General features: G+C 47.9%; 18 protein-coding genes, 1 pseudogene and 1 riboswitch. Of the genes and pseudogenes, 9 read left to right on the top strand and 10 right to left on the bottom strand.

Features of this window, described 5'->3' with window-relative positions; all coding sequences use genetic code 11:
• The first annotated feature begins 20 nt into the window (after positions 1–20).
• From ACW5MY_RS15635 to ACW5MY_RS15615, 5 genes are all read left to right on the top strand, one after another.
• On the top strand, positions 21–629 hold the full coding sequence (locus ACW5MY_RS15635; RefSeq protein WP_013353603.1) for a trimeric intracellular cation channel family protein: 609 nt from the start codon (positions 21–23) through the stop codon (positions 627–629).
• Between the two features lie 153 nt (positions 630–782).
• Entirely contained in the window at positions 783–3098 is a 2316-nt protein-coding gene (helD, locus tag ACW5MY_RS15630) for an RNA polymerase recycling motor HelD (RefSeq protein WP_289393903.1), read from the top strand.
• Positions 3099–3272: 174 nt separating this feature from the next.
• Positions 3273–5081 (top strand): assimilatory sulfite reductase (NADPH) flavoprotein subunit, encoded by a 1809-nt coding sequence (locus ACW5MY_RS15625; protein ID WP_289393902.1) that lies wholly within the window; start codon positions 3273–3275, stop codon positions 5079–5081.
• Between the two features lie 27 nt (positions 5082–5108).
• Entirely contained in the window at positions 5109–6824 is a 1716-nt protein-coding gene (gene cysI / locus ACW5MY_RS15620) for an assimilatory sulfite reductase (NADPH) hemoprotein subunit (protein WP_014471010.1), read from the top strand.
• A gap of 266 nt (positions 6825–7090) precedes the next feature.
• Complete coding sequence (locus tag ACW5MY_RS15615) at positions 7091–9106, top strand: Na+/H+ antiporter (protein WP_014471009.1); 2016 nt, start codon at positions 7091–7093, stop codon at positions 9104–9106.
• A 40-nt stretch (positions 9107–9146) separates the two neighbouring features.
• On the opposite strand, the gene ACW5MY_RS15610 is transcribed toward ACW5MY_RS15615, so the two are convergent.
• Complete coding sequence (locus ACW5MY_RS15610; RefSeq protein ID WP_014471008.1) at positions 9147–9632, bottom strand: hypothetical protein; 486 nt, start codon at positions 9630–9632, stop codon at positions 9147–9149.
• Positions 9633–9853: 221 nt separating this feature from the next.
• On the opposite strand from ACW5MY_RS15610, the gene ACW5MY_RS15605 reads away from it, so the two are divergent.
• On the top strand, positions 9854–10684 hold the full coding sequence (locus tag ACW5MY_RS15605; protein ID WP_014471007.1) for an aldo/keto reductase: 831 nt from the start codon (positions 9854–9856) through the stop codon (positions 10682–10684).
• Positions 10685–10717: 33 nt separating this feature from the next.
• Here ACW5MY_RS15605 and ACW5MY_RS15600 read toward each other — a convergent pair whose 3' ends face one another.
• The 7 genes from ACW5MY_RS15600 to modA form a co-directional block, all read right to left on the bottom strand.
• Entirely contained in the window at positions 10718–11863 is a 1146-nt protein-coding gene (locus ACW5MY_RS15600; RefSeq protein ID WP_013353597.1) for an ABC transporter permease, read from the bottom strand.
• Position 11864: 1 nt separating this feature from the next.
• On the bottom strand, positions 11865–12959 hold the full coding sequence (locus tag ACW5MY_RS15595) for an ABC transporter permease (protein ID WP_013353596.1): 1095 nt from the start codon (positions 12957–12959) through the stop codon (positions 11865–11867).
• Between the two features lie 23 nt (positions 12960–12982).
• Entirely contained in the window at positions 12983–13918 is a 936-nt protein-coding gene (locus ACW5MY_RS15590) for an ABC transporter ATP-binding protein (protein ID WP_013353595.1), read from the bottom strand.
• Positions 13919–14037: 119 nt separating this feature from the next.
• The gene (locus ACW5MY_RS15585; protein ID WP_038463294.1) at positions 14038–15141 is read right to left on the bottom strand and encodes a sensor histidine kinase; all 1104 of its coding nucleotides are present in this window, start codon (positions 15139–15141) and stop codon (positions 14038–14040) included.
• 5 nt (positions 15142–15146) lie between these two features.
• Positions 15147–15794: a response regulator transcription factor gene (locus ACW5MY_RS15580; RefSeq protein WP_013353593.1), complete on the bottom strand. Its 648-nt coding sequence runs from the start codon at positions 15792–15794 to the stop codon at positions 15147–15149.
• Positions 15795–15886: 92 nt separating this feature from the next.
• On the bottom strand, positions 15887–16570 hold the full coding sequence (gene modB / locus ACW5MY_RS15575) for a molybdate ABC transporter permease subunit (RefSeq protein ID WP_013353592.1): 684 nt from the start codon (positions 16568–16570) through the stop codon (positions 15887–15889).
• Positions 16551–17309: a molybdate ABC transporter substrate-binding protein gene (gene modA, locus ACW5MY_RS15570; RefSeq protein ID WP_434534079.1), complete on the bottom strand. Its 759-nt coding sequence runs from the start codon at positions 17307–17309 to the stop codon at positions 16551–16553. The genes modB and modA overlap by 20 nt, the downstream gene beginning before the upstream one ends.
• A gap of 156 nt (positions 17310–17465) precedes the next feature.
• Between modA and ACW5MY_RS15565 the strand changes: the two genes are divergently transcribed.
• Positions 17466–18392: a substrate-binding domain-containing protein gene (locus ACW5MY_RS15565; RefSeq protein WP_289393900.1), complete on the top strand. Its 927-nt coding sequence runs from the start codon at positions 17466–17468 to the stop codon at positions 18390–18392.
• 30 nt (positions 18393–18422) lie between these two features.
• On the opposite strand, the pseudogene ACW5MY_RS15560 reads toward ACW5MY_RS15565, so the two are convergent.
• Positions 18423–20283 (bottom strand): annotated as a pseudogene (locus tag ACW5MY_RS15560) (LTA synthase family protein).
• Between the two features lie 42 nt (positions 20284–20325).
• On the bottom strand, positions 20326–20808 hold the full coding sequence (locus tag ACW5MY_RS15555) for a metal-dependent hydrolase (RefSeq protein WP_013353587.1): 483 nt from the start codon (positions 20806–20808) through the stop codon (positions 20326–20328).
• Positions 20809–20991: 183 nt separating this feature from the next.
• On the opposite strand from ACW5MY_RS15555, the gene sspJ reads away from it, so the two are divergent.
• Together sspJ and ACW5MY_RS15545 are read left to right on the top strand one after the other, a co-directional pair.
• Positions 20992–21132 carry a small acid-soluble spore protein SspJ gene (gene sspJ, locus ACW5MY_RS15550; protein ID WP_003151760.1) on the top strand — a complete coding sequence of 47 codons (141 nt, stop codon included), beginning with the start codon at positions 20992–20994 and terminating at the stop codon, positions 21130–21132.
• Positions 21133–21254: 122 nt separating this feature from the next.
• A riboswitch (Lysine riboswitch) is annotated at positions 21255–21435 on the top strand.
• Positions 21436–21543: 108 nt separating this feature from the next.
• On the top strand, positions 21544–22956 hold the full coding sequence (locus ACW5MY_RS15545; RefSeq protein ID WP_013353586.1) for an amino acid permease: 1413 nt from the start codon (positions 21544–21546) through the stop codon (positions 22954–22956).
• The last annotated feature ends 51 nt before the right edge of the window (positions 22957–23007 follow it).

The following is a 23007-nucleotide window of genomic DNA, read 5'->3' as shown; positions in this document are numbered from 1 at the left end:
AATAAAAAGGAGCATATGGAATGGCCTGGGAGCTGCTTAGTGTAATCGGCATCATTGCGTTTGCGGTCAGCGGAGCGATTGTTGCGATGGAAGAGGAGTATGATATTTTAGGCGTGTATATCTTGGGGATTGTAACAGCGTTCGGCGGCGGAGCCATCCGAAACCTGCTGATCGGTGTTCCGGTCTCCGCCTTGTGGGAGCAAGGCGCGTTTTTTCAAATCGCTCTCGCATCAGTTACGATTGTCTTTTTATTTCCGAAGCTGCTGTTAAGACATTGGAGTAAATGGGGAAACGTATCCGATGCCATCGGGCTTTCGGCGTTTGCCATCCAAGGCGCTTTGTATGCCGTAAAAATGGGCCATCCGCTCAGTGCAGTGGTTGCGGCCGCGGTGCTGACCGGAAGCGGGGGCGGCATCATACGGGATCTGCTCGCGGGCAGGAAGCCCCTTGTGCTCAAGTCGGAAATTTATGCAGTCTGGGCCGCACTCGGAGGATTAATCGTGGGCCTCGGCTGGGCCGGGAATGCCGCAGGTTTGTATGTGCTGTTCCTAGTGCTTGTGGCATGCCGCATCTGCAGTTATGTTTTCAGGTGGCGCCTGCCGATTCGTTCCTATCATATAGATCAGTAAAAAACCGATTTCATAAAAGAAATCGGTTTTTTTGCATAACGGATAAAAAAGACGCCCGATATGATAAGAAAAAGGGTATTTGACTATAATGATGAATAATATGTTTGTGTAAAGAAAGCCGGATTTGTCAGCTTGATGTCGGAGGTGCCGCTGATGGCAAAACGTGATGAAGAATGGAAAGAAGAGCAGGGACGAATCAATTTTGTAATGAAAGAACTGGATCAGAAAGAAACGCGTCTTGAAGCATCATCGGGCGGATTGAAGCAGGATATTGTCGGCCTGAGAAAAACGTTCTGGGATGATGTCACCGTGAATTTGGATGACGCCCATGAAGCGGCGGAAACATTTTCAAGCATCAAACAGCAGGCGGAAATGCTTTCAGAACGTGAACGGACGCATCGGCTTCAATATCGGCAGCTTCAAAAAATCCAAAAGCTGAAAGCCTCTCCCTACTTCGGCCGTGTCGATTTTACGGAAAAAGGGGAATCTTCTTCCGAGCGGATTTATATCGGGCTGACTTCTTTGATGGACGAAAACAATGAGCAATTTCTCATTTACGATTGGCGGGCGCCCATCTCATCTCTTTACTATCAATATTCCCCGGGAAAAGCCCGCTACGAAGTTCCGGATGAAATCATAGAAGGCGACATCACACTGAAGCGGCAGTTTATCATTAAAAACGGGACGCTTAAAGCGATGTTCAACACGGATATGACGATTGGTGACGAAATGCTGCAAGAGGTGCTGAGCGAACATTCCGGCCGGCATATGAAAAATATCGTGTCAACCATTCAAAAAGAACAAAATGAAATCATCCGGGATGAAAAAAGCAAATATCTCATCGTTCAGGGAGCCGCCGGAAGCGGGAAAACATCCGCGGCGCTTCAGCGGGCCGCTTATTTGCTATACCGGGGGCGCGGTGTGCTTGATGCCCGTCAGATTGTGCTGTTTTCCCCAAACATTTTGTTCAACAGTTACGTTTCCGCCGTATTGCCGGAATTGGGAGAAGAGAATATGGAGCAGGCCACCTTTCAGGAATATATCGCCCGCCGGCTCGGACGAAAGTTTGATTGTGAAAGCCCGTACGAGCAGCTCGAATATTGCCTGACTGAGCAAAATCAGGACGCGCTTTTCGTAAGGCTCACAGCCATCGCCTACAAAGCGTCATCAGCTTTCCGGACCATGATTGACCGTTACGCCGGATCGCTTTCCGTCTCCGGCCTGATGTGTAAACAGGTCAGCTTCCGGGGAGAAATGCTGATTTCAAAAGAGCGGATTGAAGATTACTTTTACTCACTTGATCAGCAGCTGCCGATTCCGAACAGAGCGGAGCTGACGGCAGAATGGCTTCTTGCGGAAATCAGCGCACTCGAAAAAAAGGAACGTAAGAAGGAATGGGTTCTGCAGGAGAGTGAGCTGCTTGATAAGGAAGACTATGCTCAGGTTTATCAAAAACTCAAGAAGCAAGAGGCGGATGATGAACCTGCTTTTGACGACCATCAGCGCGAACAGCGGCTGCTTGGCGCCATCATTGTGGGGAAAGCTTTTAAGCCGATTAAGCAGGCCGTCAGACAGCTTGGCTTTCTCGATATAAACCGGATGTATCTCCGGCTGTTTTCAGACTGGGGATCATATGAAAAGCCTGATCAATGGCAGAGCATCGGCGCTTTGACCCGGAAAGCGTTCGCAGAGCAGTCACTCCCTTATGAAGATGCAGCTCCGTATCTTTATTTGCAGGATCTAATAGAAGGAAAAAGAAAAAACACACAAATGAAGCACGTATTCATTGATGAAGCGCAGGATTATTCCCCATTTCAGCTGACGTATATTCAAAGCATCTTCCCAGCCGCGAAGATGACGGTGCTCGGTGATATCATCCAGTCGATTTATGCCCACACCATCACAGGCCCTTCTTCACTTGCCGGCTGCTTTCGCAACGGCGCAGAAAAGTATGTCAGCCTGAAGCGGACTTACAGATCGACGCGGCAGATTGTTGAATTTACAAAAGCGCTGCTCGATGACGGCGATGACATTGAGCCTTTTAACCGGAACGGGGAAAAACCGCGTGTCCTGCGGGCGGATACAGAAAAAGCGCGGCAGGAGCAATTGACGGAAACAATACGGGAGCTCAGGAAAAAAGGCTGGGAAACGATCGCCGTCATCTGCAAAACTGCCGCGGAAGCAAAAAAAGTATTTCAGGCGGCCAGCGTCGCAAGCGATGTCCGTTTGATCAATAAAGAAAATCAGCCTTTCCAAAAAGGGGTATGCGTCATTCCCGTGTATTTGGCAAAAGGCATTGAGTTTGACGCCGTCATTGTCGCTGACGCCTCTGTTACCCAGTACAAAAGCCAGCATGACCGCAAGCTGTTATATACGGCCTGCACGCGGGCGATGCATCATCTGACCGTGCTGTCTCCCGGAGAAACTTCTCCTTTTATAAAAGAAGTGCCCGCCGGCTTATTCGTGTAAGCCCTTTGCCGAGTGCAAAGGGCTTTTTATCATTAGTAATCTTAATCATTATCATCATGATTATATATTTTACTTACATACAAATTTTCGGTAAAGTTTCAATTAGAATATTATTTTGACAATTCCTATAGAAATAACGTACGTTACGTTTAATTCCTTGTGAGGTGGATATCGTTGCAACTTCAGGTCATGAACAGTCCGTTTAATCAGGAGCAGGCAGAGCTCCTTAACCGCCTTCTGCCGACCTTGACAGAATCACAGAAAATCTGGCTGAGCGGCTACTTGGCTGCGGCCCGGTCCGAGTCTGGTGAAACAGCCGCACCCGCTCCCCAGGTTCCGGCAGAAAGCCCGGCAGTCTCAAGAGAGGTGACCGTCTTATACGGATCGCAAACGGGAAATGCGGAAGGTCTTGCGAAACAGACGGTAAAGACGCTTGAGGAACGGGGATTCCAGGTCACCATCGCGTCGATGAACGATTTTAAGCCGAATAGTCTGAAAAAAATAAACAATTTACTGATCGTGGTGAGTACGCACGGAGAAGGAGATCCGCCGGATAATGCGCTGGCTTTTCATGAATTTCTTCACGGCAGACGCGCGCCGAAGCTTGAAGCGCTCCGTTTTTCCGTTTTGGCGCTCGGAGACAGCTCGTATGAATTTTTCTGCCAAACAGGCAAAGAATTTGATGAGCGTCTTCAAGAGCTCGGCGGCACGCAGCTTGCGCCCCGGGTTGATTGCGATCTCGATTATGATGAGCCGTTTTCGGAATGGCTTGACGCTGTCATCGGCGGTTTGAACGAAGGAGCCGGAAACCAAACAGCCGAAGCGCCTGCCGAAACGCACGCTCTCGGTGAATCCGTTTATTCCAGAACAAATCCGTTTCGGGCTGAGGTTCTTGAGAACATCAATCTGAACGGACGCGGTTCGAATAAAGAAACGCGCCATCTCGAGCTTTCGCTTGAAGGCTCGGGTCTCGCGTATCAGCCCGGAGACAGCCTCGGCATCTATCCCGAAAATGATCCGGCGCTCGTTGATGAGCTGATCAATGAGCTGAAATGGGACCCGAAACAGGAAGTGGCGGTGAATAAACAAGGAGAGCTCCGTCCGCTGAAAGACGCGCTGACTTCTCATTTTGAAATCACCGTCCTGACAAAACCGCTCCTGCAAAAGGCCGCACAGTTTACGGCTGACAAAAAGCTGAGTGAACTTCTGGCCGAAGGGAACGAAGAGCTGGTGAAAGCGTACATCAATGGCCGTGACCTGCTTGATCTCGTCCGTGATTTCGGCCCGTGGGAAGCGTCCGCGGAAGACTTTCTTTCCATCCTGCGTAAAATGCCGGCCCGGCTCTATTCGATCGCAAGCAGTTTAGAAGCGAATCCGGAAGAAGTGCATCTGACAATCGGAGCGGTCAGATATGACGCGCACGGCAGGGAACGAAAAGGCGTCTGCAGCATTCTGTGTGCAGAACGGCTCCAGCCGGGAGATACGCTTCCGATTTACATTCAGCATAACCAAAACTTCAAGCTGCCGGAAAATCCGGATACACCGATCATTATGGTCGGGCCGGGGACAGGCATCGCGCCTTTCCGTTCCTTTATGCAGGAGCGTGAAGAAACCGGAGCCGAAGGGAAAACATGGCTGTTTTTCGGAGATCAGCACTTTGTCACTGATTTTCTGTATCAGACGGAATGGCAAAAATGGCTGCAAAACGGTGTTCTCACAAAAATGGACGTCGCTTTTTCCCGGGATTCGGAGGAAAAAGTATATGTGCAGCACCGCATGAAAGAACAAAGCAAAGAGCTGTATGAATGGCTGCAGCAGGGAGCCGCTGTATACATCTGCGGTGATGAACAGCATATGGCGCATGACGTGCACCAGGCGCTTCTCGATATTATTCAGGAAGAAGGCGGCATGAGCCGTGAAAAAGCGGAAAGCTTCCTGACAGACATGCAGCAGAAAAAACGCTATCAGCGTGACGTATATTGATTTTGGTTTGAAAGGAGCTTATTCAGCATGGTGAACAACATTTTAAAAGCGCCGGAAGGCCCTCCAAGTGATGTTGAGGATATTAAAGAAAAAAGTGATTATTTGCGCGGCACATTGAAAGAAGTCATGCTTGACCGGATTTCAGCCGGCATCCCGGACGATGACAACCGGCTGATGAAGCATCACGGAAGCTACTTGCAGGATGACCGCGACCTCCGCAATGAACGCCAGAAACAAAAGCTTGAACCGGCGTATCAGTTCATGCTGCGCGTCCGGATGCCCGGCGGCGTTTCAACTCCGGAACAATGGCTTGTCATGGATGAACTGGCGCAAAAATACGGAAATCAAACATTAAAGCTGACAACCCGTGAAACATTCCAAATGCACGGAATTTTAAAATGGAACATGAAAAAAACGATTCAGAAAATCAATGCGGCGCTGCTTGATACCATTGCGGCCTGCGGAGATGTCAACCGAAACGTCATGTGCGCTTCAAATCCGTATCAGTCGGAAATTCATGCCGAAGTATACGAATGGTCGAAAAAACTGAGCGACGACCTTCTTCCGCGCACGAGAGCCTATCATGAAATCTGGCTTGATGAAGAACGTGTGGCGGGCACTCCTGACACGGAAACGGAACCGATGTACGGGCCGCTGTATCTGCCGCGGAAATTCAAAATCGGAATCGCCGTGCCTCCGTCCAATGATATCGATGTCTTTTCTCAAGATCTTGGCTTCATTGCCATTGTAGAAGAAGGCAAGCTTATCGGCTTTAATGTAGCGATCGGCGGCGGGATGGGAATGACGCACGGCGATACGGCCACTTATCCGCAGCTTTCAAAAGTTATCGGCTTCTGCAAGCCGGAGCAGCTGTATGATATAGCGGAAAAAGTTATTACGATTCAGCGTGATTACGGAAACCGTTCCGTCAGAAAGAATGCCAGATTCAAATATACCGTTGACCGTCTCGGGCTTAACAACGTAAAAAACGAGCTGGAAAACCGCCTCGGCTGGCAGCTGGATGAAGCGAAACCTTATCATTTTGACCATAACGGCGACCGTTACGGATGGGTGAAGGGCGTAAAAGGAAAATGGCACTTTACGATGTTTATCGAAGGCGGCCGTGTCACGGACTATGAGGATTACAAGCTGATGACGGGAATGCGTGAAATCGCCAAAGTCCATACGGGGGATTTCCGTCTCACCTCTAATCAAAACCTGATTATCGGCAATGTCTCGAGCCAGAAAAAGCAACAAATCAGCGAATTAATCGAACAATACGGTCTGACAGACGGCCGGCAGCATTCCGCCCTGCGCCGCAGTTCAATGGCTTGCGTCGCGCTTCCGACATGCGGGCTCGCCATGGCCGAAGCGGAGCGGTATCTGCCGAAGCTGATTGATAAAATTGAAGAAATTGTTGACGAAAACGGGCTGCGGGATGAAGAAATCACCATCCGTATGACAGGATGCCCGAATGGCTGCGCCCGCCATGCGCTCGGCGAAATCGGTTTTATCGGAAAGGCGCCGGGAAAATATAATATGTATTTAGGGGCGGCGTTTGACGGCAGCCGTTTAAGCAAAATGTACCGGGAAAATATCGGTGAAGAGGAAATTCTGAGTGAGCTTCGCACCATTCTGCCGCGCTACGCGAAAGAGAGGGAGGAAGGCGAACACTTCGGAGATTTCGTCATCCGCGCGGGCATCATTAAAGCGACAACAGACGGAACGAATTTTCACGAATAAAATAGAGCTGCTGACAAGAATGCAGCCTGCGAAAAGCTTGTTTTCACAGAAAACAAGCTTTTTTCTTTTGTGAAAAAATATAGACATAGGAAAAAAGTTCGCTGTGAGCACGTTATGAGAAATTTTAAATAAAAACGGGTAAAATAAAAGAAGACTGGTTGTGTGCGGAAAATATATCAGGCCTGCCCGATGATTGGCTTCGGCCTTTGATCAAGGAAGAGAACAGGCAATAATGATACAATGCAGCAGATGAAGGAGGTCATGCTTTGGACATATTTTTAGTCGTACTCGTACTTTTAACCATCATTGCGATCTCAAATATTATAAATCGGTTTGTCCCCTTTATCCCGGTGCCTCTGATTCAGGTGGCGCTCGGTATCATTGCGGCGTCATTTCCGCAGGGGCTTCATTTTGAACTGAATACCGAATTGTTTTTTGTTTTGTTTATTGCTCCGCTGCTTTTTAACGATGGAAAACGAACGCCGCGTGCGGAACTTTGGAATTTAAGAGCGCCGATTCTGCTTCTTGCGCTCGGGCTCGTGTTTGCCACGGTGATTGTCGGCGGTTACACCATTCATTGGATGATTCCGGGTATTCCGCTGGCCGCCGCGTTTGGGCTCGCGGCGATTCTGTCACCGACTGACGTTGTTGCGGTGAGTGCTCTGTCAGGACGTGTGAAGATGCCAAAAGGCATTCTCCGTCTCCTTGAAGGAGAAGGGCTGATGAATGACGCATCCGGCCTGGTCGCTTTTAAATTTGCGATTGCGGCTGCCGTGACGGGGGCATTTTCGCTGGCGCAGGCCGCGTTCAGCTTCGTTCTGATTTCAGCCGGAGGTTTACTCAGCGGTGTCGTCATTTCTTTTTTGATTATCCGTTTCCGGTTATTTTTGCGCCGCCTCGGCATGCAGGATGTCACGATGCATATGCTCATTCAAATTCTGACGCCGTTTGTCATCTATCTGGCGGCTGAAGAAATCGGCGTTTCCGGCATTTTAGCGGTTGTGGCCGGCGGCATCACGCATGCGGTGGAGCAGGATCGTCTGGAATCAACGATGGTCAAACTGCAAATCGTCTCTTCAAGTACGTGGAATATTATTTTGTTCATTCTTAACGGTCTTGTTTTCGTTATTTTAGGAACGCAAATACCCGATGTGGTTTCTGTCATTTTTAATGACACCGCGTTTAACAATATGATGGTCATCGGGTACATTATCGTCATTACGCTGACGTTAATGATTCTCAGGTTTTTGTGGGTGCTGTTTTTTTGGAACGGGAAGTGGTTTTTTAACAAGGACCAGAGCATTTATAAGCCCGGCTTGCGCTCCACCCTGCTGATTTCAGTTTCAGGCGTCAGGGGAGCGGTCACGCTTGCGGGTTCCTTTTCCATTCCGTACGTGATCTCCGACGGCTCGCCGTTTCCTGAACGGAATTTGATTCTCTTTTTAGCCGCGGGCGTTATTTTGTGCACATTGGTGCTGGCGACAATCGTACTGCCGATTCTGACTGAAAAGCCGGAAGACAATGTGAAAGAAAAGAAAGTCAAATTGCTGACAGCGAGACGGAAGCTGATAAAGGCTGCCTTAACAGCCATTAAAGAAAATATGAATGAGACAAACAAAACGGCTTCTTTTGCGGTCATTGCCGAGTACAATGAGAAAATGAAAAATCTCAGGTTCCAGCAGTTCACGGTAAAAAACCGCACGAAAAAAGATGAGCGGAAGGTTCGCGCCCAAGGGATACAGGCTGAACAGGAAGAACTGCTGCGGCTGATTGAGCGGGGCGACATACCGGAAGAAACGGCTGACAGCCTACAGGAACGGTTCGATGAGCTGGAAGTGCTTTATACCAATCCGTTTAAAGTCGGCTTGTCTAAGAAAAAGCTGAAACGGCTGATGTACTGGATCTTTTTCGGCGAACATAAAAAGCCGGAAATGTCGATTTTAAATGAAGAAGGCCTTATTCGTGCCACAAGGGTTAAAACGGCAAAAGCGGCTATTGAAAGCCTGAAAAAACACATGACCGAAGAAAATAAAGACGTGACGCTTGCCGTCATTTCCTTTTACAATCACTTGATTTTCAGGCTGGAGCACTCGTATCACGAACAGAGTCCGAGCCGCCGTTTTGAAAATCAAAAGCTCGAAATCAAACTGCGGGCCGTGCAGGCCATCCGCAACGAAATCCAAACATTATTCGAAGAACGGGAGATTTCCCGCGACATGTCGCATGAGCTTCGCCAATACATCAATGATGTTGAAGCGGCCATGCTTGACGGAGATGAATAAATGAAAAAAGTCCGGCGTATGTGCGCCGGACTTTTTTATATTACGGGCGATGGAATTCGACGTGATTGCCGTCGCGGTCAAACCAGCCTCTGAAGGCCCAGTTGATCCAGCCGCCATCGCCTTTATTGGTGAAGCTTCCGTCTTCAAACACCCAAATGCCGTACGTAATGCCGTCATAAACGGCCGAACCGTAAAACTGAACGCCGTTAAAATGATCTTCATATTCCTGACTTAAATTAAACACCATGACGTTATATTTTTGTCCGGAAGAGTAGAATGAAGATTCCATTAAATTTTTGACGAAGCCGTCACGGTTTTTTGCGGACTTAATCGCGTCAGCAATTTGATTGCCGATTCCGAGCAGGTCAACGTCAATATTTAATCCTACATCTTTTGCTGAGACATCTGATGTTTGCTGTGCCATGTTTTGAGGGACCGGGTTTTCTTTTGCGGATACAAAGGACAGAGGAGTCAGAGACAAAGCGGCGCCAAGGGCAACGGACATAGGGATACGCATACGTTTCATAATATTTCCTCCTTCAATTGTTTGGTGGCTACAGTAGCCATTTACCCGGACAGTTACCCATTTAACCTTAATTATTCAAAAATAGGAAAATAATAACGTTAGTGGTACTTGGGGACTAAAGATGGTTTCTGTTAGAACGTTGAGCGTATAATTGGTTTCTTACTGCGGAAATATGAGATAATAATAACCGTTTACATAAAGACTAGAAAGGATGGTTCAACGTGGCAAAAAGCTTAAAAGATACTGTAAAGCTTCATAATGGCGTTGAAATGCCGTGGTTCGGCCTTGGCGTGTTCAAGGTGGAAAACGGAAGCGTAGCGGCAAACGCTGTCGAAGCGGCTATCAGAAACGGCTACCGCAGCATTGATACGGCGGCTATTTACAAAAATGAAGAAGGTGTCGGCGAAGGCATCAGAGCTGCAGGCGTTGCCAGAGAAGAGCTGTTCATCACGTCAAAAGTGTGGAATGAAGATCAAGGATACGAAACGACACTTGACGCATTTGAGAAAAGCCTTGAGCGCCTCGGCCTCGATTACCTCGATCTTTATTTGATTCATTGGCCCGGCAAGGATAAATATAAAGACACATGGCGTGCTCTTGAAAAGCTGTACAAAGACGGCAAAATCCGCGCAATCGGCGTCAGCAACTTCCAAGTGCATCATTTAGAGGAACTGCTGAAAGATGCTGAAATCAAGCCGATGGTCAACCAGATTGAATTCCATCCGCGCCTGACTCAAAAAGAAGTAAGAGATTTCTGCAAAGCGCAGGGCATTCAAGTGGAAGCATGGTCTCCATTGATGCAGGGACAGCTCTTGGATAACGATGTGCTGTCACAAATTGCGGAAAAACATAACAAATCGGTTGCTCAAGTGATTTTGCGCTGGGATCTTCAAAACGAAGTCGTTACAATTCCGAAATCCATTAAAGAGCACCGCATTATAGAAAATGCCGATATTTTTGATTTCGAACTGTCACAGGAAGAAATGGAAAATATCAGCGCATTAAACAAAGACGAGCGTGTCGGCCCGAATCCGGACGAGCTTCTGTTCTAAGAAAAAACAGCCCTTTACGGGGCTGTTTTTCTTTTACATAAATGTCTGTGACTGCCGTTTTACACTGAACCTGTATGCGGCAATTAATAAAAAGGCGGCGGCGAAGGCTCCTAAAATAGTGATATTCAGTGTCAGGCTTTGGAGCGAACGGCCGTGCTGCAGTTGATCCACCGTATCGAGCACCCAATGCTGAGGCAGAAATTCGGCGATTGTCTGCACCGTTTTCGGCATAATATTGCCGGGAAAGAAGCAGCCTGCCAGCAAACATGTCGGTACGACGATTAAATTCAAAAGCGCCGACGCCGAAGCGCTGCTGTTGGAAAAACCGACGGTAATAAAGGCGATCCCGATCGCGCTTAAGGCAAACAGCATCATCAGGGCGAACAGCTGCCACAGCGGGAATGACGGCTGAATATGAAAAGCTGCGCCCATAAAGAGAACGGCGAATATAATTTGGACGGCCATGATAATCATATTCACCGCCGCGTTCGCCAATACATACTGTTTTGACGTGATCGGCGTTGACAGCAGCCTGTAGTACGTTCTGTTTTCTCTCTCTTTAATCATCAGTTCTGTCAGGTTGCCGGCGGAATAGAGCATAATAATGATGAGATATCCAATGACTGAGTAAGTCATTTCTTTATGGTTCGATGTATCTTGTAAAACAGCGGATTCCGTTTGAATGGGAGAATGCTTGAAATCGGCGTACATCGCCTGAAAAGCTTTCGCGTCTCCGCCGGAAGATTTGCCGATTGAGGCGGCGCTGTTAATATAATTGTACAGATAAGAGCTGACATACCCGGTGACCTGGGCGCCTTTCAGCGAGGTCATGCCGATATGAGACGGTCTCCCGTCTTTTACGCTTTGCGAAAAGCCTTTTTCAAACGTAATCAGCGCCTCCATTTTCCCTGACGCGATCTTTGATGAGGCAGACGCAGCCGTTTCCTCCGAAATCCTCACATGATCCAGCCCTTTTAAAAACGATACCGTATCCTGGGACACTTCTCCTCCGTCTTGGTTGAGAATGCCGATATTGAGCGTTTCGGCTCCGCCATTGGCATTGGTCATGAAGGAGAGAAAGACGCCGATCAGCGGTGCGCCGATATAAAGGATGAGCTGTTTTTTGCTTTTTGTAATCCCTTTGAGAGCATGTGTAAACAGCCACCAGAAGTTTTTCATATTACAGTCCCTCCCGTCTTTGAAACGTAACCGCGGCGATCAGCAAAAAGAGCGCCGCTAATGCTGTATTTAAACCAATTGCAGGCCAGGCGGCTGATACGTCATTGGCGTATATAATTTTATTAATCGCCTTATTGATCCAAGTTAATGGCGACAGGACGGAAATTCCTCCGTCTTCATATTTATAATAGGCGCCGCCGATAATGGCCATCACCTGAACGATGATGACAGTGATTAATCTGGCGCTTTCGGGTTTTCTGGTCAAATAGCTCATGCTGAGACCGAAGCTGACGGCCAAAAGAATTTCAGAGACGAGAATCAAAAGCACAAGTCCCATATGGCTGCCCCAATTCGCTTTTAAGATAAATTTGCTGAAGGCGACAACGGCAAGGATCGTCAGAAAGTTCACAGCCAAAATGCCGAGCATTTTTCCAAGAAAGATATCGCTTTTCGAAAGGGGCGCGGCGATCAGGCGATCCGCAGTGTGCCGTATTCGTTCCCCGCGGAACAAGGTGCTTGCAAAAATTGAGGCGTACAGCCCGATCATTGTCGTCATGGAAACCGCGTAAAAATCTTTCGCTTTCGGTTCTTTCGCTTTGTTTAAAGACGTCTGCTTAATATAATCACTTTTTATTTCGCCGGCGGCAGGTGCCTTATGTGCCTTGTAAGCGGCGGCGCCTGCTTTGTATTGGTTGGTAAAAGCGGTCAGCATGCCTTGGACGATCGTGCCGTTCATGCCGCTCCGGTCATTTGTATAGACTTGAAAACCGCTGTTTTTTACAGTGACGAAAGCATCCGCCTGATTTTCACGAACATCGTTTTTGCCTTTTGCCTCAGTGTCCGCTTTTTGAAAATAGACATGCTCTTTTTTGGCCGCTTTCATAAACTCAGTAAAATAATGAGAAAGAGGGCCGTTTGACTGGTCCGTATAAACCACCTTGATGTTCCCGACCGTCACCTCTGAGTCAAAGGCGTTTGATAATGCCGCAGTGAAAATCAGCATAAAGACGATCGGAAAAGCAAGCATGAAAATAAAGGTCCGTCTGTCACGGAAACTGATTTTGATTTCTTTCCCGGCGATGTGCAGAATACGCATTTGCAATCCTCCTTTCAGTTTGGTCAGTCGCGCAGGCTTCTGCCTGTCAGAGTGAGAAATACCGTTTCTAAGTCAGGGGCCTGTTCCTGTAAGGAGCGGATCTCAATTCCTTTGTCCATGAAGTATCGGATCAGGCGGTTTAAATTGTTGACCCCTGTGTCAGAGCTGATTTTTACGCTGTTTTCTTCCAGTGCCGCGGCTCTGACGCCGGGAATCTCCTGAATATCGCCGAGACTGATGCCGTTTCCGGATGACAGCTCAATCACGACATCTTTTGTGTCGGTAATGATGGAGGTCAGCTGTTCCTTTGTGCCTTCCGCGATGACTTTTCCGTGGTCAATGATAGCGATGCGCGTGCATATTTCTTCAACTTCCTCCATGTAATGGCTCGTATAGATGATCGTGCAGCCCATTTCATTCAGTTTTTTCACTGATTGCAGAATATAATTTCTTGATTGCGGGTCAATGCCGACCGTCGGTTCATCCATGATGATCAGTTTCGGCCGATGGGCAAGGGCGCAGGCAATATTGAGCCGGCGTTTCATTCCGCCGGAAAAATGCTTCGGCAAATATTTGTGTTTATCGCTCAAACCGACGAATGTCAGTGCTTCCTCGACCCGTTCTTTCAGAGCCGCCCCTCTCAGGCCGTATAACCCGGCGAAGAATTTCACATTTTCATAGGCGTTTAATTCTTCATAAATGGCGAGGTCCTGCGGGACGATGCCGATATTCATTTTCGTTGCTTTGCTGTGCTTGAAAATATCTTTGCCGAGAAACAAAATGTCTCCGTCTGAGGGTTTTAAAAGGCCTGAAATCATGTTGATGGTTGTGCTTTTTCCGGCTCCGTTTGCGCCGAGAAACCCGAAAATCTCACCTTCTTTTACGGCAAGTGACATCTGGTCAACGGCGGCGTAATCGCCGAATTTCTTACTCAGCTGTTTGAGCTCCAAAATGTTCATGTTTCCACCTCTATGTCTTATGATGCTCTTATTATAAAAAAAAGAATGAACGGCCGTTAGTGCAGCTGTTCATTCCTTTGACATGAGAATCTTCATATTTTTCACATGAAAACATTCACTTATTCAATCGGCAGCAAGGTTGTGACGGAAAAACCCGCCGTGCCGTCAAAAATGACGGTTCCGCGGAGAACGGCGGCCCGTTCTTCCATACCGAGCATCCCGAGGCCTTTTTTAAAGCGGACGGCGCCGTTTCCGTTATCTTTCACTTCCGCTTTCACGGCTTTATTCAAAACGTGAATATCAATGGAGATCTGCGTGGCATCGGCGTATTTCATCGTGTTGGTCAGGGCTTCGGTTACGTTTTCCTGAATGACTCTCCAATGCATTTGCGTCAGCCTGTCCAAATCACCTCTGTACGTAAACGGAACCGGCAGGCCGTTTTTGGCCGAAAATTCATCAATAAATGTTCTTAATCTGTGAATGCCCATTTGTTCAGCGGGCGGTTTCATATTTTTCAGCGTAATCCGGATATCCTCTATGCCTTCTTTAGAAATGGTAATGGCGTTTTGAAGCAGGTCTGCCGCTTTTTCAGGATGGGAGCTGAGCATCCGCTTTGCCGCTTCCATCTGAATGAGCGCGCCGGTCATGGAATGGCCGATTTTGTCATGGATGGCCTGGGACAATCTGTTTCTTTCTTCGAGTTTGCCGGTGTACTCCGATTGTTTGATGTATTCGGTGCTGCTGTGCAGCTGTTTCGTCAGCTTTTCGATGCTCGACCGCATACTGTCTGACTGCTCCTCATATTTCTTCAGCCGATCGTTTGACCGGGCGGCCAATACGAAAATCGCCAGGCAGAACAGGGTTATGACGGTATAGGCGGGAAGATCGCCGTACGGAATAAATAAAAACGGCAAAAACACAAACAGGCAGAACATATAGCGGTGAACCGGGTATTCGGCAAGGACGGCGAAAATGGCGGGCGGCAAAAGAAACAGAAACGCCGGATGGCCCCGTACGGAAAGCCAGACGGTCAATGCCAGCGCGAGCAGGGTGATTCCGCGTCTCCAGGCGGGCGGCCTGATCATGCAGACCGCAATGCCCAAAGACAGATAAAGCAGCAGAAACAAGACGGCGTACGGCGTGTAAAGGCGGTCTGCCGATACGAACAAAAAGGCCGTGTAAAAAATGACGATCAGTCTGCTTATCAGCATCCAGAAATCCATACCGTTCAACGCCCGTTATCCACCTTCCCGGTAATATAATAAATCGCGATCTGCGTTCTGTGCTCAAGTCCCGTTTTCCCTAAAATAGATGAAATATAATTGGCCGTCGTCCCTTCAGAAATGAAAAGCTGTTTTGAAATTTCCCTGTTTGAGAACCCTTTCGCAATGAGCGACATGATGCTGAGCTCTCTTTCAGTAAACTGGCTTTCATCAATCTGATGCGCTGCTTCCGCCGGACGGAAAAGGCTGTCTTTTATTTTATCCAGCACGGTGTCCTGAAGGATGCTGTGCCCGTTGAAGACGCTTTTGATCGCATCGCGGATCCGTTCCGGTTCGGTATTTTTTAATAAATATCCTTTCGCGCCGTTTTTAATCGCTTCTAAAATATACTCATCGTCGTCAAATGTCGTCAGGATCATCGGCTTCGTATCCGTTTCCTCCGCGATCCGCTTTGCGGCTTCGACGCCGTTCATTACCGGCATGCGGACGTCCAATAAGGCGATATCGACGGGATTGTTTTTACAATACTCTGCCGCCTCAAGTCCGTTTTCCAAAGTTGCCGATACAGTAAATTCCTCATATGTATGCAAAATGATTTTCATTCCTTCTCTGATGAAAGAATTATCATCCGCGATAATGACATTAATCTTCATAGCCGCACCCTTTGTGTGTTTTTGTTTCATTATATACCATCCGATTTTAAATCAAAAAGCCTCCCGGCGAAATCTGCGCGGAAGGCGGATGGTCAAGCTGGTTTTTTCAATTGGATGAAAAACAGCATCAGAAAAGAAATGATCATAATACAGATCACCCATACCCAGGCGAGTGTTTCATTGCCGGAATCCATCGCGACGTAAATCGCTGTCGGCAGCGTTTGGGTGACGCCCGGGATATTTCCCGCAAACATTAAAGTCGCCCCGAATTCACCGAGCGCTCTTGCGATACTGAGAATGCTTCCGGTCAAGAGGGAGGGAAAGGCAAGCGGCACGGAAATGCGGGTAAATACCTGCCATCTGCCGGCCCCGTCTACTTTCGCCGCCCCCTCGATGTCAGAATCAACCGCGGCGAAACCCGTTTTGGCGGACTGATACATAAGCGGGAAAGCGACGATGGCCGAAGCGATCACCGCGGCCCACCACGTGAAGATGACGGACTGGTGAAAAACCTGTTCAATCGCCCGGCCGATAACGCTGTGTTTCCCGAAAATGATAATCAGAATGAAACCGACAACGGTAGGAGGAAGAACGAGCGGGAGCATAAACAGGGTTTCCACGGCCGTTTTTCCGGGAAATCTCGCTTTCGCCATCCAGGCGCCGGCGAGCGTCCCGAGAATGATGACGGCGATGCCCGATGCCAAAGCCACCTCAAAAGACAGTACGACGGGAGTGAAAAACTCCGAAGCCGTAATATTACTTGGCAGTAAATCCATATTTCTTAAACACTTTCATCGCTTCATCTGACTGCAGATACTGATAAAACGCTTCCGCTTCTTTACGGTGCTTTGTATCCTTGACGATGCCGAGCGGATACACGATCGGATCGTGGGTTTTCGCAGGCGCTTCATCGGTGATTTTCACCTTCTTTGAAATCAGCGCGTCTGTTTTATAGACAAGCCCGGCATCAACATTTCCGGTTTCAACATAAGAAAGCACCTGGCGGACGTCTTTTGCATAGACGACTTTATCTTTTACCTTGTCCCATAGGTCTAATTTCGTCAATGACTGTTTGGCGTATTGTCCGGCCGGAACGGATTCAGGCGTGCCGAGCGCGATTTTATCTGTACTGTCTTTTTTCAGGTCATTCAGATGTGTAAGGTGTGCGCTGTTTTTCTCAGGCACGATCATGACGAGGTCGTTTTTCAAAAGATCCGTGCTGTCCTTTTTGTCGATATCTCCGTCATCAACGAGCTTTTGGAATTTATCTTCGGTTGCCGAGAAGAATAAATCAGCTCCCGCGCCTTGTGAGATTTGTTTTTGCAATGTGCCCGATGATCCGAAGTTGTCTTGAATGGTCACGTTTGAATGGGACTTTTCATAGTTGGTTTGGATTTCTTCAAGCGCATCCTGAGCGCTGGCAGCCGCGGAAACGGTCAGCGTCACTTTTTCGTTTTGTCCGCCTTTGGACGATTGCCCGGATGAGCAGCCCGCCGTTGCCAGGAAAACGGCCATGGCCGCAGTTGTGATTAGTGTCGCTTTCTTTTTCAAAATGGTGCACCCCTTATAGCTAAATATCATTAGATCATACTAATTATAACGTAATTGTACGTTGTGGTGCGGTTTTTTTTCAATAACTTAACAGTTATAATAAAAACGGAGCGTGATATTATGGCAGAAGCCACTTCCTATACAATAGAAGAAGTTGCGGGCCTTTTGAAGGTCTCAAAACTGACGGTATATGATTTGATAAAAAAAGGGCTCATTCCTGCGTACAAGGTCGGGAGACAGATGAGAGTCGATGAAGAAGACTTAAAACAATATAAAGCAAACATGAGGATGTCAAAAAAGCCATCCGCAGCCGATGCGGCTGACTCGCCCCGCAGGCGGGACCCGGAAAAAAGGGAGTCCGTTATCATCAGCGGGCAGGATGTGTCGATGGACCTCCTCAGCAAACAGCTGGAACGAACGATACAGGCGGCTCCGCTTCGCAAGTACAGCGGCAGTTTAAACAGCCTGATCGAGATGTACCGGGGGGCTTGCGATATCGTCAGTCTTCATTTGTACGATGGGGAGACGGGGCAGTATAACATTCCGTATGTGAAGCGCATTCTTTCAGGAGAGCCGTTTGCGCTTTTTCATGTCGTGCTTCGGCAGGCCGGATTATATGTGAAAAAAGGCAATCCGCTGAACATTCAGGGCTTTCAGGACGTGAGCAGAAAGGACGTCCGCATCGTCAATCGCGAAAAAGGATCAGGCGCGAGGGTGCTGCTGGATGAACAGCTCAGATCATTCGGCATCACGCCGTCTGATGTCGCCGGCTACCATGACATTGTCACGGATCATCTGTCAGCGGCTTCACAAGTATCCGGCGGAAAAGCGGATATAGGAGTCGGGTCGCAGCATGCGGCGCATATGGCAGGCACGGATTTTATCCCGGTGATCAGTGAGCAGTACGATGTTGTCGTCTTAAAACAAAACCCGGAGCTTGTTCAAAGCGTGCGGGACATTCTCAATTCCGCGGAATTCAAGTCTCAGCTTTCTCAATTATCCGGATATGATACGAAAATGACCGGACGGCTGATATATGAAACATAAAAAACCCCTCCATAAAACGGAGGGATTTTTTTATTGCTTATAAAACCGCAGCAGGTCGCCGTTTAATATTTTATCGGAGAGCATCAGCTCTTGTTCCGCTTTTTCTTTCTCATCACTGCACGCGCTCACGTCAGAAAGCGGTTCGCCCGTTTTGCGGCTGCTGTAACACGTATTTTTCGTATAGATATGATCGTCCGTGATAAAGCTGCCGTTTCTCAGTACAGCAAACGGAGTCCGCTCTTTGGAAAACAGATCATTGCCGAACTGAATGCTGCCTTTCGTTTCAATGCCGAGAAGGTGAAGCAGCGTCGGTTTTACATCAACCTGTCCCGCAGCGGAAGCAACCGTTTCCGGCGCACGGTCGGTCACCCCGGGAATATGAATGATAAACGGCACGCGCTGGAGCTGAACCGTATCAAACGGAGTGATTTCCTCTTTTCCTAAGAACTCGGCAAGTCCTTTATTATGGGCTTCGGATATGCCGTAATGATCTCCCATCAGGACGATCATCGAGTTGTCATACAGTCCTGCTTTTTTCAGCTTCTTGAAAAAGTGTTTTAAGGCCTCATCTTCATAGCGGACCGTTGTCACATAGCGGTTTAATAAATCGCTGCTTGTGTCCGGTTCATCAATATGCTGATCTTGTTTTTCAATTTCAAAAGGAAAATGGTTGGTCAAGGTCAGCAGGCTTGCGTAAAACGGCTGCGGCAGCTTCTTTAATTTTTCCGCTGACTGCTCGAGAAACTCTTTGTCCTTCAGGCCCCAGCCCGTTGAATTTTCCTGTGTCACCTGAAATTCATCGGCGTCAAAAAAACGGTCGATTCCGAAGGCGCCGTACATCTCATCCCGGTTCCAAAAGGCCTTATGGTTGGCATGCAGAACGGCTGAATAGTATTGATGGTCTTTTAACGTATGGTACATCGTATTGAACCGGTGGCCGCTTTTTGTAAAAAAAAACGGCGCCGCTGGAAGACGGGTACAGCGAATTCGCGGTGATGAATTCTGAATCTGAGGTTTTACCCTGTTCGGTCTGCTGATAAAAATGAGTGAAATCATAACTTTTTTTCCGCAGCTTATTCATAAACGGGGTAATCTCCCGCCCGTTGACCCGTTCGTCCATCACAAAACGCTGTGTTGATTCGAGCGTCACAAAAATCACATTGCGCCCCTTTGCAAGCCCGAACTTTGAATCGGACGGGCTGCTGTAGTCGGCTTGAGTGTAATTCGCCACCGCCGCAAGGCTGTCTTCATCTGCAAACGCTTTAGCCCCTGCATTCAGCGTCTGCGAAATGGTGTCATACAAATGAAAGTGGAACAGGCCGATTCCTTTTACGAGCGCTTCACGATCAAAAGGATGCTTGAACAGCTTCGGCTGCTCGGCCTCAGACAGCGCAAGGTTGCACAGCATGAGGCCGGCTGATGCCCACGCATACGCTTTAACGGTTCGTGCGCCTGCTTTTCCCTTACCGGCTGTATCCCTTTTCGCAAGATAAAACAGAACCGCAATATCCAAGAATAAAGCGATATAAAGCGGGTGAAACAGCTCTTGGACGCTGCTTCCCATATCGCCCATATTGCTCGCCTGAAACAAAACCGGTATGGTGATAAAATCAATATAAAACCCGTAAAACACCGTGTTTGCGATTAAAATCCCCGTCAATATCACATTCGCCGAAAGCAAAAAGATCCGCTGTTTTTTTTCCGTCAGGAGCAGGGCGATGCCGAACAGCGGCACAATGAAGCTCAGCGGATTAATGAGAAGCAGACATTCCTCAAGAACAGAATTGTTCTGCAGATCAAAACCGAGCTTATAAACGACATATGTTTTTATCCACATGAACAGAATGGACAAGCATAAAAACCGATGATTTTTGAAAAAGGATTTCTTCATATGTATGACTCCTCACCCTAAAAGCGAAAAGACGCTTTTTGTTTAAGAGATGCGGCCGTGAACCAGTTCGTATAAATAATAGCAGGATACAATCGTTAAGCCGGCCAGCACAAGCTGCTCCGAAAAGCTCCCCGTCCTCATATAAAGGGGAAGACGGAAGCGGATCGCGGACGGAAACAGCAGTTTAATCCCGTTGACGGTCCATGCGTCAAGCACAAGATGGCTTGCCATTCCGATCATCAGTCCGGCGGAAATGCTTGGATTCGGAATGTAGGTTGCCGTGATGAAAAACATAATAAGCATAAACAGCAGGCTGTGTGTAAATGTTCTGTGTCCGAACACCGTGCTTACGATTTTGGACAGAACGGGCAGCGTCCTGCCGATTTTGCTTTTCGTATGGCATATATCGGGAATCAGCGCCCCGATGGCACCGGCTGAGGTCATCAGAACCGGATCATACCCGTAGTAATAAGCAATTGCGGAACAAGAAGCGATGCCTCCCATGATGTGTGTTTTTCCTGTCATTTTTCGCTTCTCCTTTTTATTTTTGCCAAAATCCCCTGAATTACAAATATATCAAGAGAATGCATGTTTGATCAACAAACTTTACCTGTAACACCAAAAGGAAGGAGACGCGGATTCCGCATATTCTGCCGCGTAAAAAGACACATTATAGGTGTACCTATATTTGATAAAGAGGTGATACAGATGGCTTTCTTTAACAAAGAAAAAGGAAAAAACAGCGATAAAAACAAAAACGTCATTCAAGGTGCGCTTGACGACGCCAGTGCAGCTCTGAAAGACGATCCGCTTCAAGAAGCTGTTCAAAAGAAAAAAAACAACCGCTGACCATATAAAACGGGTAGGGCGAATGCTCTATCCGTTTTCCGTCTAATTTTTCCCTTTGACAGATCTTTTTATCTCTGATAACCTCTGAGTAGAATTGAATGATAAAAATCCTCACTCTTTCTCGGTGAGGTAGAGGTTGCGCTTGATGATGAGTCGCACATGCCAGGCTGACAGGGGCCGCAAAACATGTGTTAAAGGCATCAGCGCCGAAGTGTAAAGAAAGCCGATCCTTCTTTATGCTGGGACTGTATCTGAATAAGTGCAGGACTGCCGCGTGCTTTTTCGCGGAGGGCTATCCGGAGATCAAGGGTGTGTGTTTCTTTAAGCATGGACTTTTGTTCAGGCTTTTTTTGTGTGTAAATATGGTCTCGGGGTCTGGTCCGTACGAATGAACAACCAGGAGGTACAGGAATGGAACAGACGAAAAAATGGGGTTTTTGGTTACTGACGGCATTTGTCGTAGGAAATATGGTAGGATCGGGCATCTTTTCCCTTCCGAGCACGCTCGCAAAAATCGCGAGTCCGTTCGGCGCTACATCGGCATGGCTTTTAACGGGAGCCGGTGTTTTAATGATCGCGCTTGTTTTCGGCCACTTATCCATCCGTAAGCCTGAGCTGACGGCGGGGCCGCAAAGCTATGCGAGAGCGCTGTTCAGCGATCGGAAGAAAGGGAATGCAGCCGGATTCACGATGGTGTGGGGCTACTGGGTGGCGAGCTGGATCAGCAACGTGGCGATCATCACAAGCCTTGCCGGATATTTAACATCATTTTTCCCGATTTTAACGGATAAGCGTGAAATGTTTTCGATCGGCGGTCAGGCGGTTACGCTCGGCCAGCTGCTGACGTTTGCCGTATGTACGGTTTTATTATGGGGCACTCACACGATTCTCGTCTCCAGCATTAACGGTGCGAGTAAATTAAATTTCGTCACGACGTTTTCAAAAGTATTAGGATTTATCTTTTTTATCATTGCAGGTTTGTTTGTGTTTCAAACGTCGTTTTTCGATCATTTTTATTTTCCGGTTCAAACTGGGCCTCACACAGTTGAGGGAATCGGCGGGCAGATCCACAATGCGGCGATTTCAACATTATGGGCGTTCGTCGGAATTGAATCTGCGGTCATTTTATCCGGGCGCGCCCGTTCGCAGCGCGATGTGAAACGCGCCACCATTACCGGCTTATTGATCGCGCTCAGCATTTATATTATCGTGACATTGATTACGATGGGCGTGCTTCCACATGATAAGCTTGTCGGCTCGGAGAAACCGTTTGTTGACGTCTTGTACGCGATTGTCGGCAATGCGGGAAGCATCATCATGGCGATTCTGGCGATCCTGTGTCTGTTCGGAACGATGCTCGGCTGGATTCTTCTCGGCTCTGAAGTTCCGTATCAAGCGGCGAAATCAGGGGACTTTCCCGCTGCTTTTGCAAAAACGAATAAACAGGGCAGTCCGGTTGTGTCGTTAATCGTCACGAACGTCATGTCACAAATCTTTATCTTTTCGGTTATTTCCCGGACGATCAGTGACGCGTTTACGTTTTTAACAACAGCGGCGACGCTCGCTTATCTGATTCCGTATCTCGTATCAGCATTTTACAGTCTGAAGCTTGTTTGGACGGGTGAAACATATGACGAGATCAAGGGTTCAAGAGTGCGGGACGGTTTCATCGCCATCTTAGCCTGCATTTATTCTTTTTACGTCATTATCACCGGAACGGCCGATTTAACGACCTTTATTCTCGGTATCGGGCTGTTTTTCGTCGGTTTGCTGTTATATCCTTTCGTCTCAAAGAAATTTGCAAACAACAGACAATCGGTTTGAAAAAAAGACATCTCACGACTGTGAGATGTCTTTTTTGTTTGCGGCAGCGGA

The sequence above is a fragment of the Bacillus sp. Bwzl_19 genome (genome assembly GCF_054900515.1).
The sequence above is the reverse complement of the archived record's forward strand: the minus strand, read 5'-3'. Positions and strand labels throughout refer to the sequence as shown.

Bases quoted from the DNA above. Each gene is read 5' to 3' on its own strand.
- ACW5MY_RS15600 (WP_013353597.1), bottom strand. From the start codon at position 11,863: ATGAAAAACTTCTGGTGGCTGTTTACACATGCTCTCAAAGGGATTACA.
- modA (WP_434534079.1), bottom strand. From the start codon at position 17,309: ATGGCCGTTTTCCTGGCAACGGCGGGCTGCTCATCCGGGCAATCGTCC.
- ACW5MY_RS15590 (WP_013353595.1), bottom strand. From the start codon at position 13,918: ATGAACATTTTGGAGCTCAAACAGCTGAGTAAGAAATTCGGCGATTAC.
- sspJ (WP_003151760.1), top strand. From the start codon at position 20,992: ATGGCTTTCTTTAACAAAGAAAAAGGAAAAAACAGCGATAAAAACAAA.
- ACW5MY_RS15555 (WP_013353587.1), bottom strand. From the start codon at position 20,808: ATGACAGGAAAAACACACATCATGGGAGGCATCGCTTCTTGTTCCGCA.
- ACW5MY_RS15545 (WP_013353586.1), top strand. From the start codon at position 21,544: ATGGAACAGACGAAAAAATGGGGTTTTTGGTTACTGACGGCATTTGTC.
- ACW5MY_RS15610 (WP_014471008.1), bottom strand. From the start codon at position 9,632: ATGAAACGTATGCGTATCCCTATGTCCGTTGCCCTTGGCGCCGCTTTG.
- ACW5MY_RS15635 (WP_013353603.1), top strand. From the start codon at position 21: ATGGCCTGGGAGCTGCTTAGTGTAATCGGCATCATTGCGTTTGCGGTC.
- helD (WP_289393903.1), top strand. From the start codon at position 783: ATGGCAAAACGTGATGAAGAATGGAAAGAAGAGCAGGGACGAATCAAT.
- ACW5MY_RS15580 (WP_013353593.1), bottom strand. From the start codon at position 15,794: ATGAAGATTAATGTCATTATCGCGGATGATAATTCTTTCATCAGAGAA.
- modB (WP_013353592.1), bottom strand. From the start codon at position 16,570: ATGGATTTACTGCCAAGTAATATTACGGCTTCGGAGTTTTTCACTCCC.
- ACW5MY_RS15585 (WP_038463294.1), bottom strand. From the start codon at position 15,141: ATGGATTTCTGGATGCTGATAAGCAGACTGATCGTCATTTTTTACACG.
- ACW5MY_RS15565 (WP_289393900.1), top strand. From the start codon at position 17,466: ATGGCAGAAGCCACTTCCTATACAATAGAAGAAGTTGCGGGCCTTTTG.
- ACW5MY_RS15595 (WP_013353596.1), bottom strand. From the start codon at position 12,959: ATGCGTATTCTGCACATCGCCGGGAAAGAAATCAAAATCAGTTTCCGT.
- cysI (WP_014471010.1), top strand. From the start codon at position 5,109: ATGGTGAACAACATTTTAAAAGCGCCGGAAGGCCCTCCAAGTGATGTT.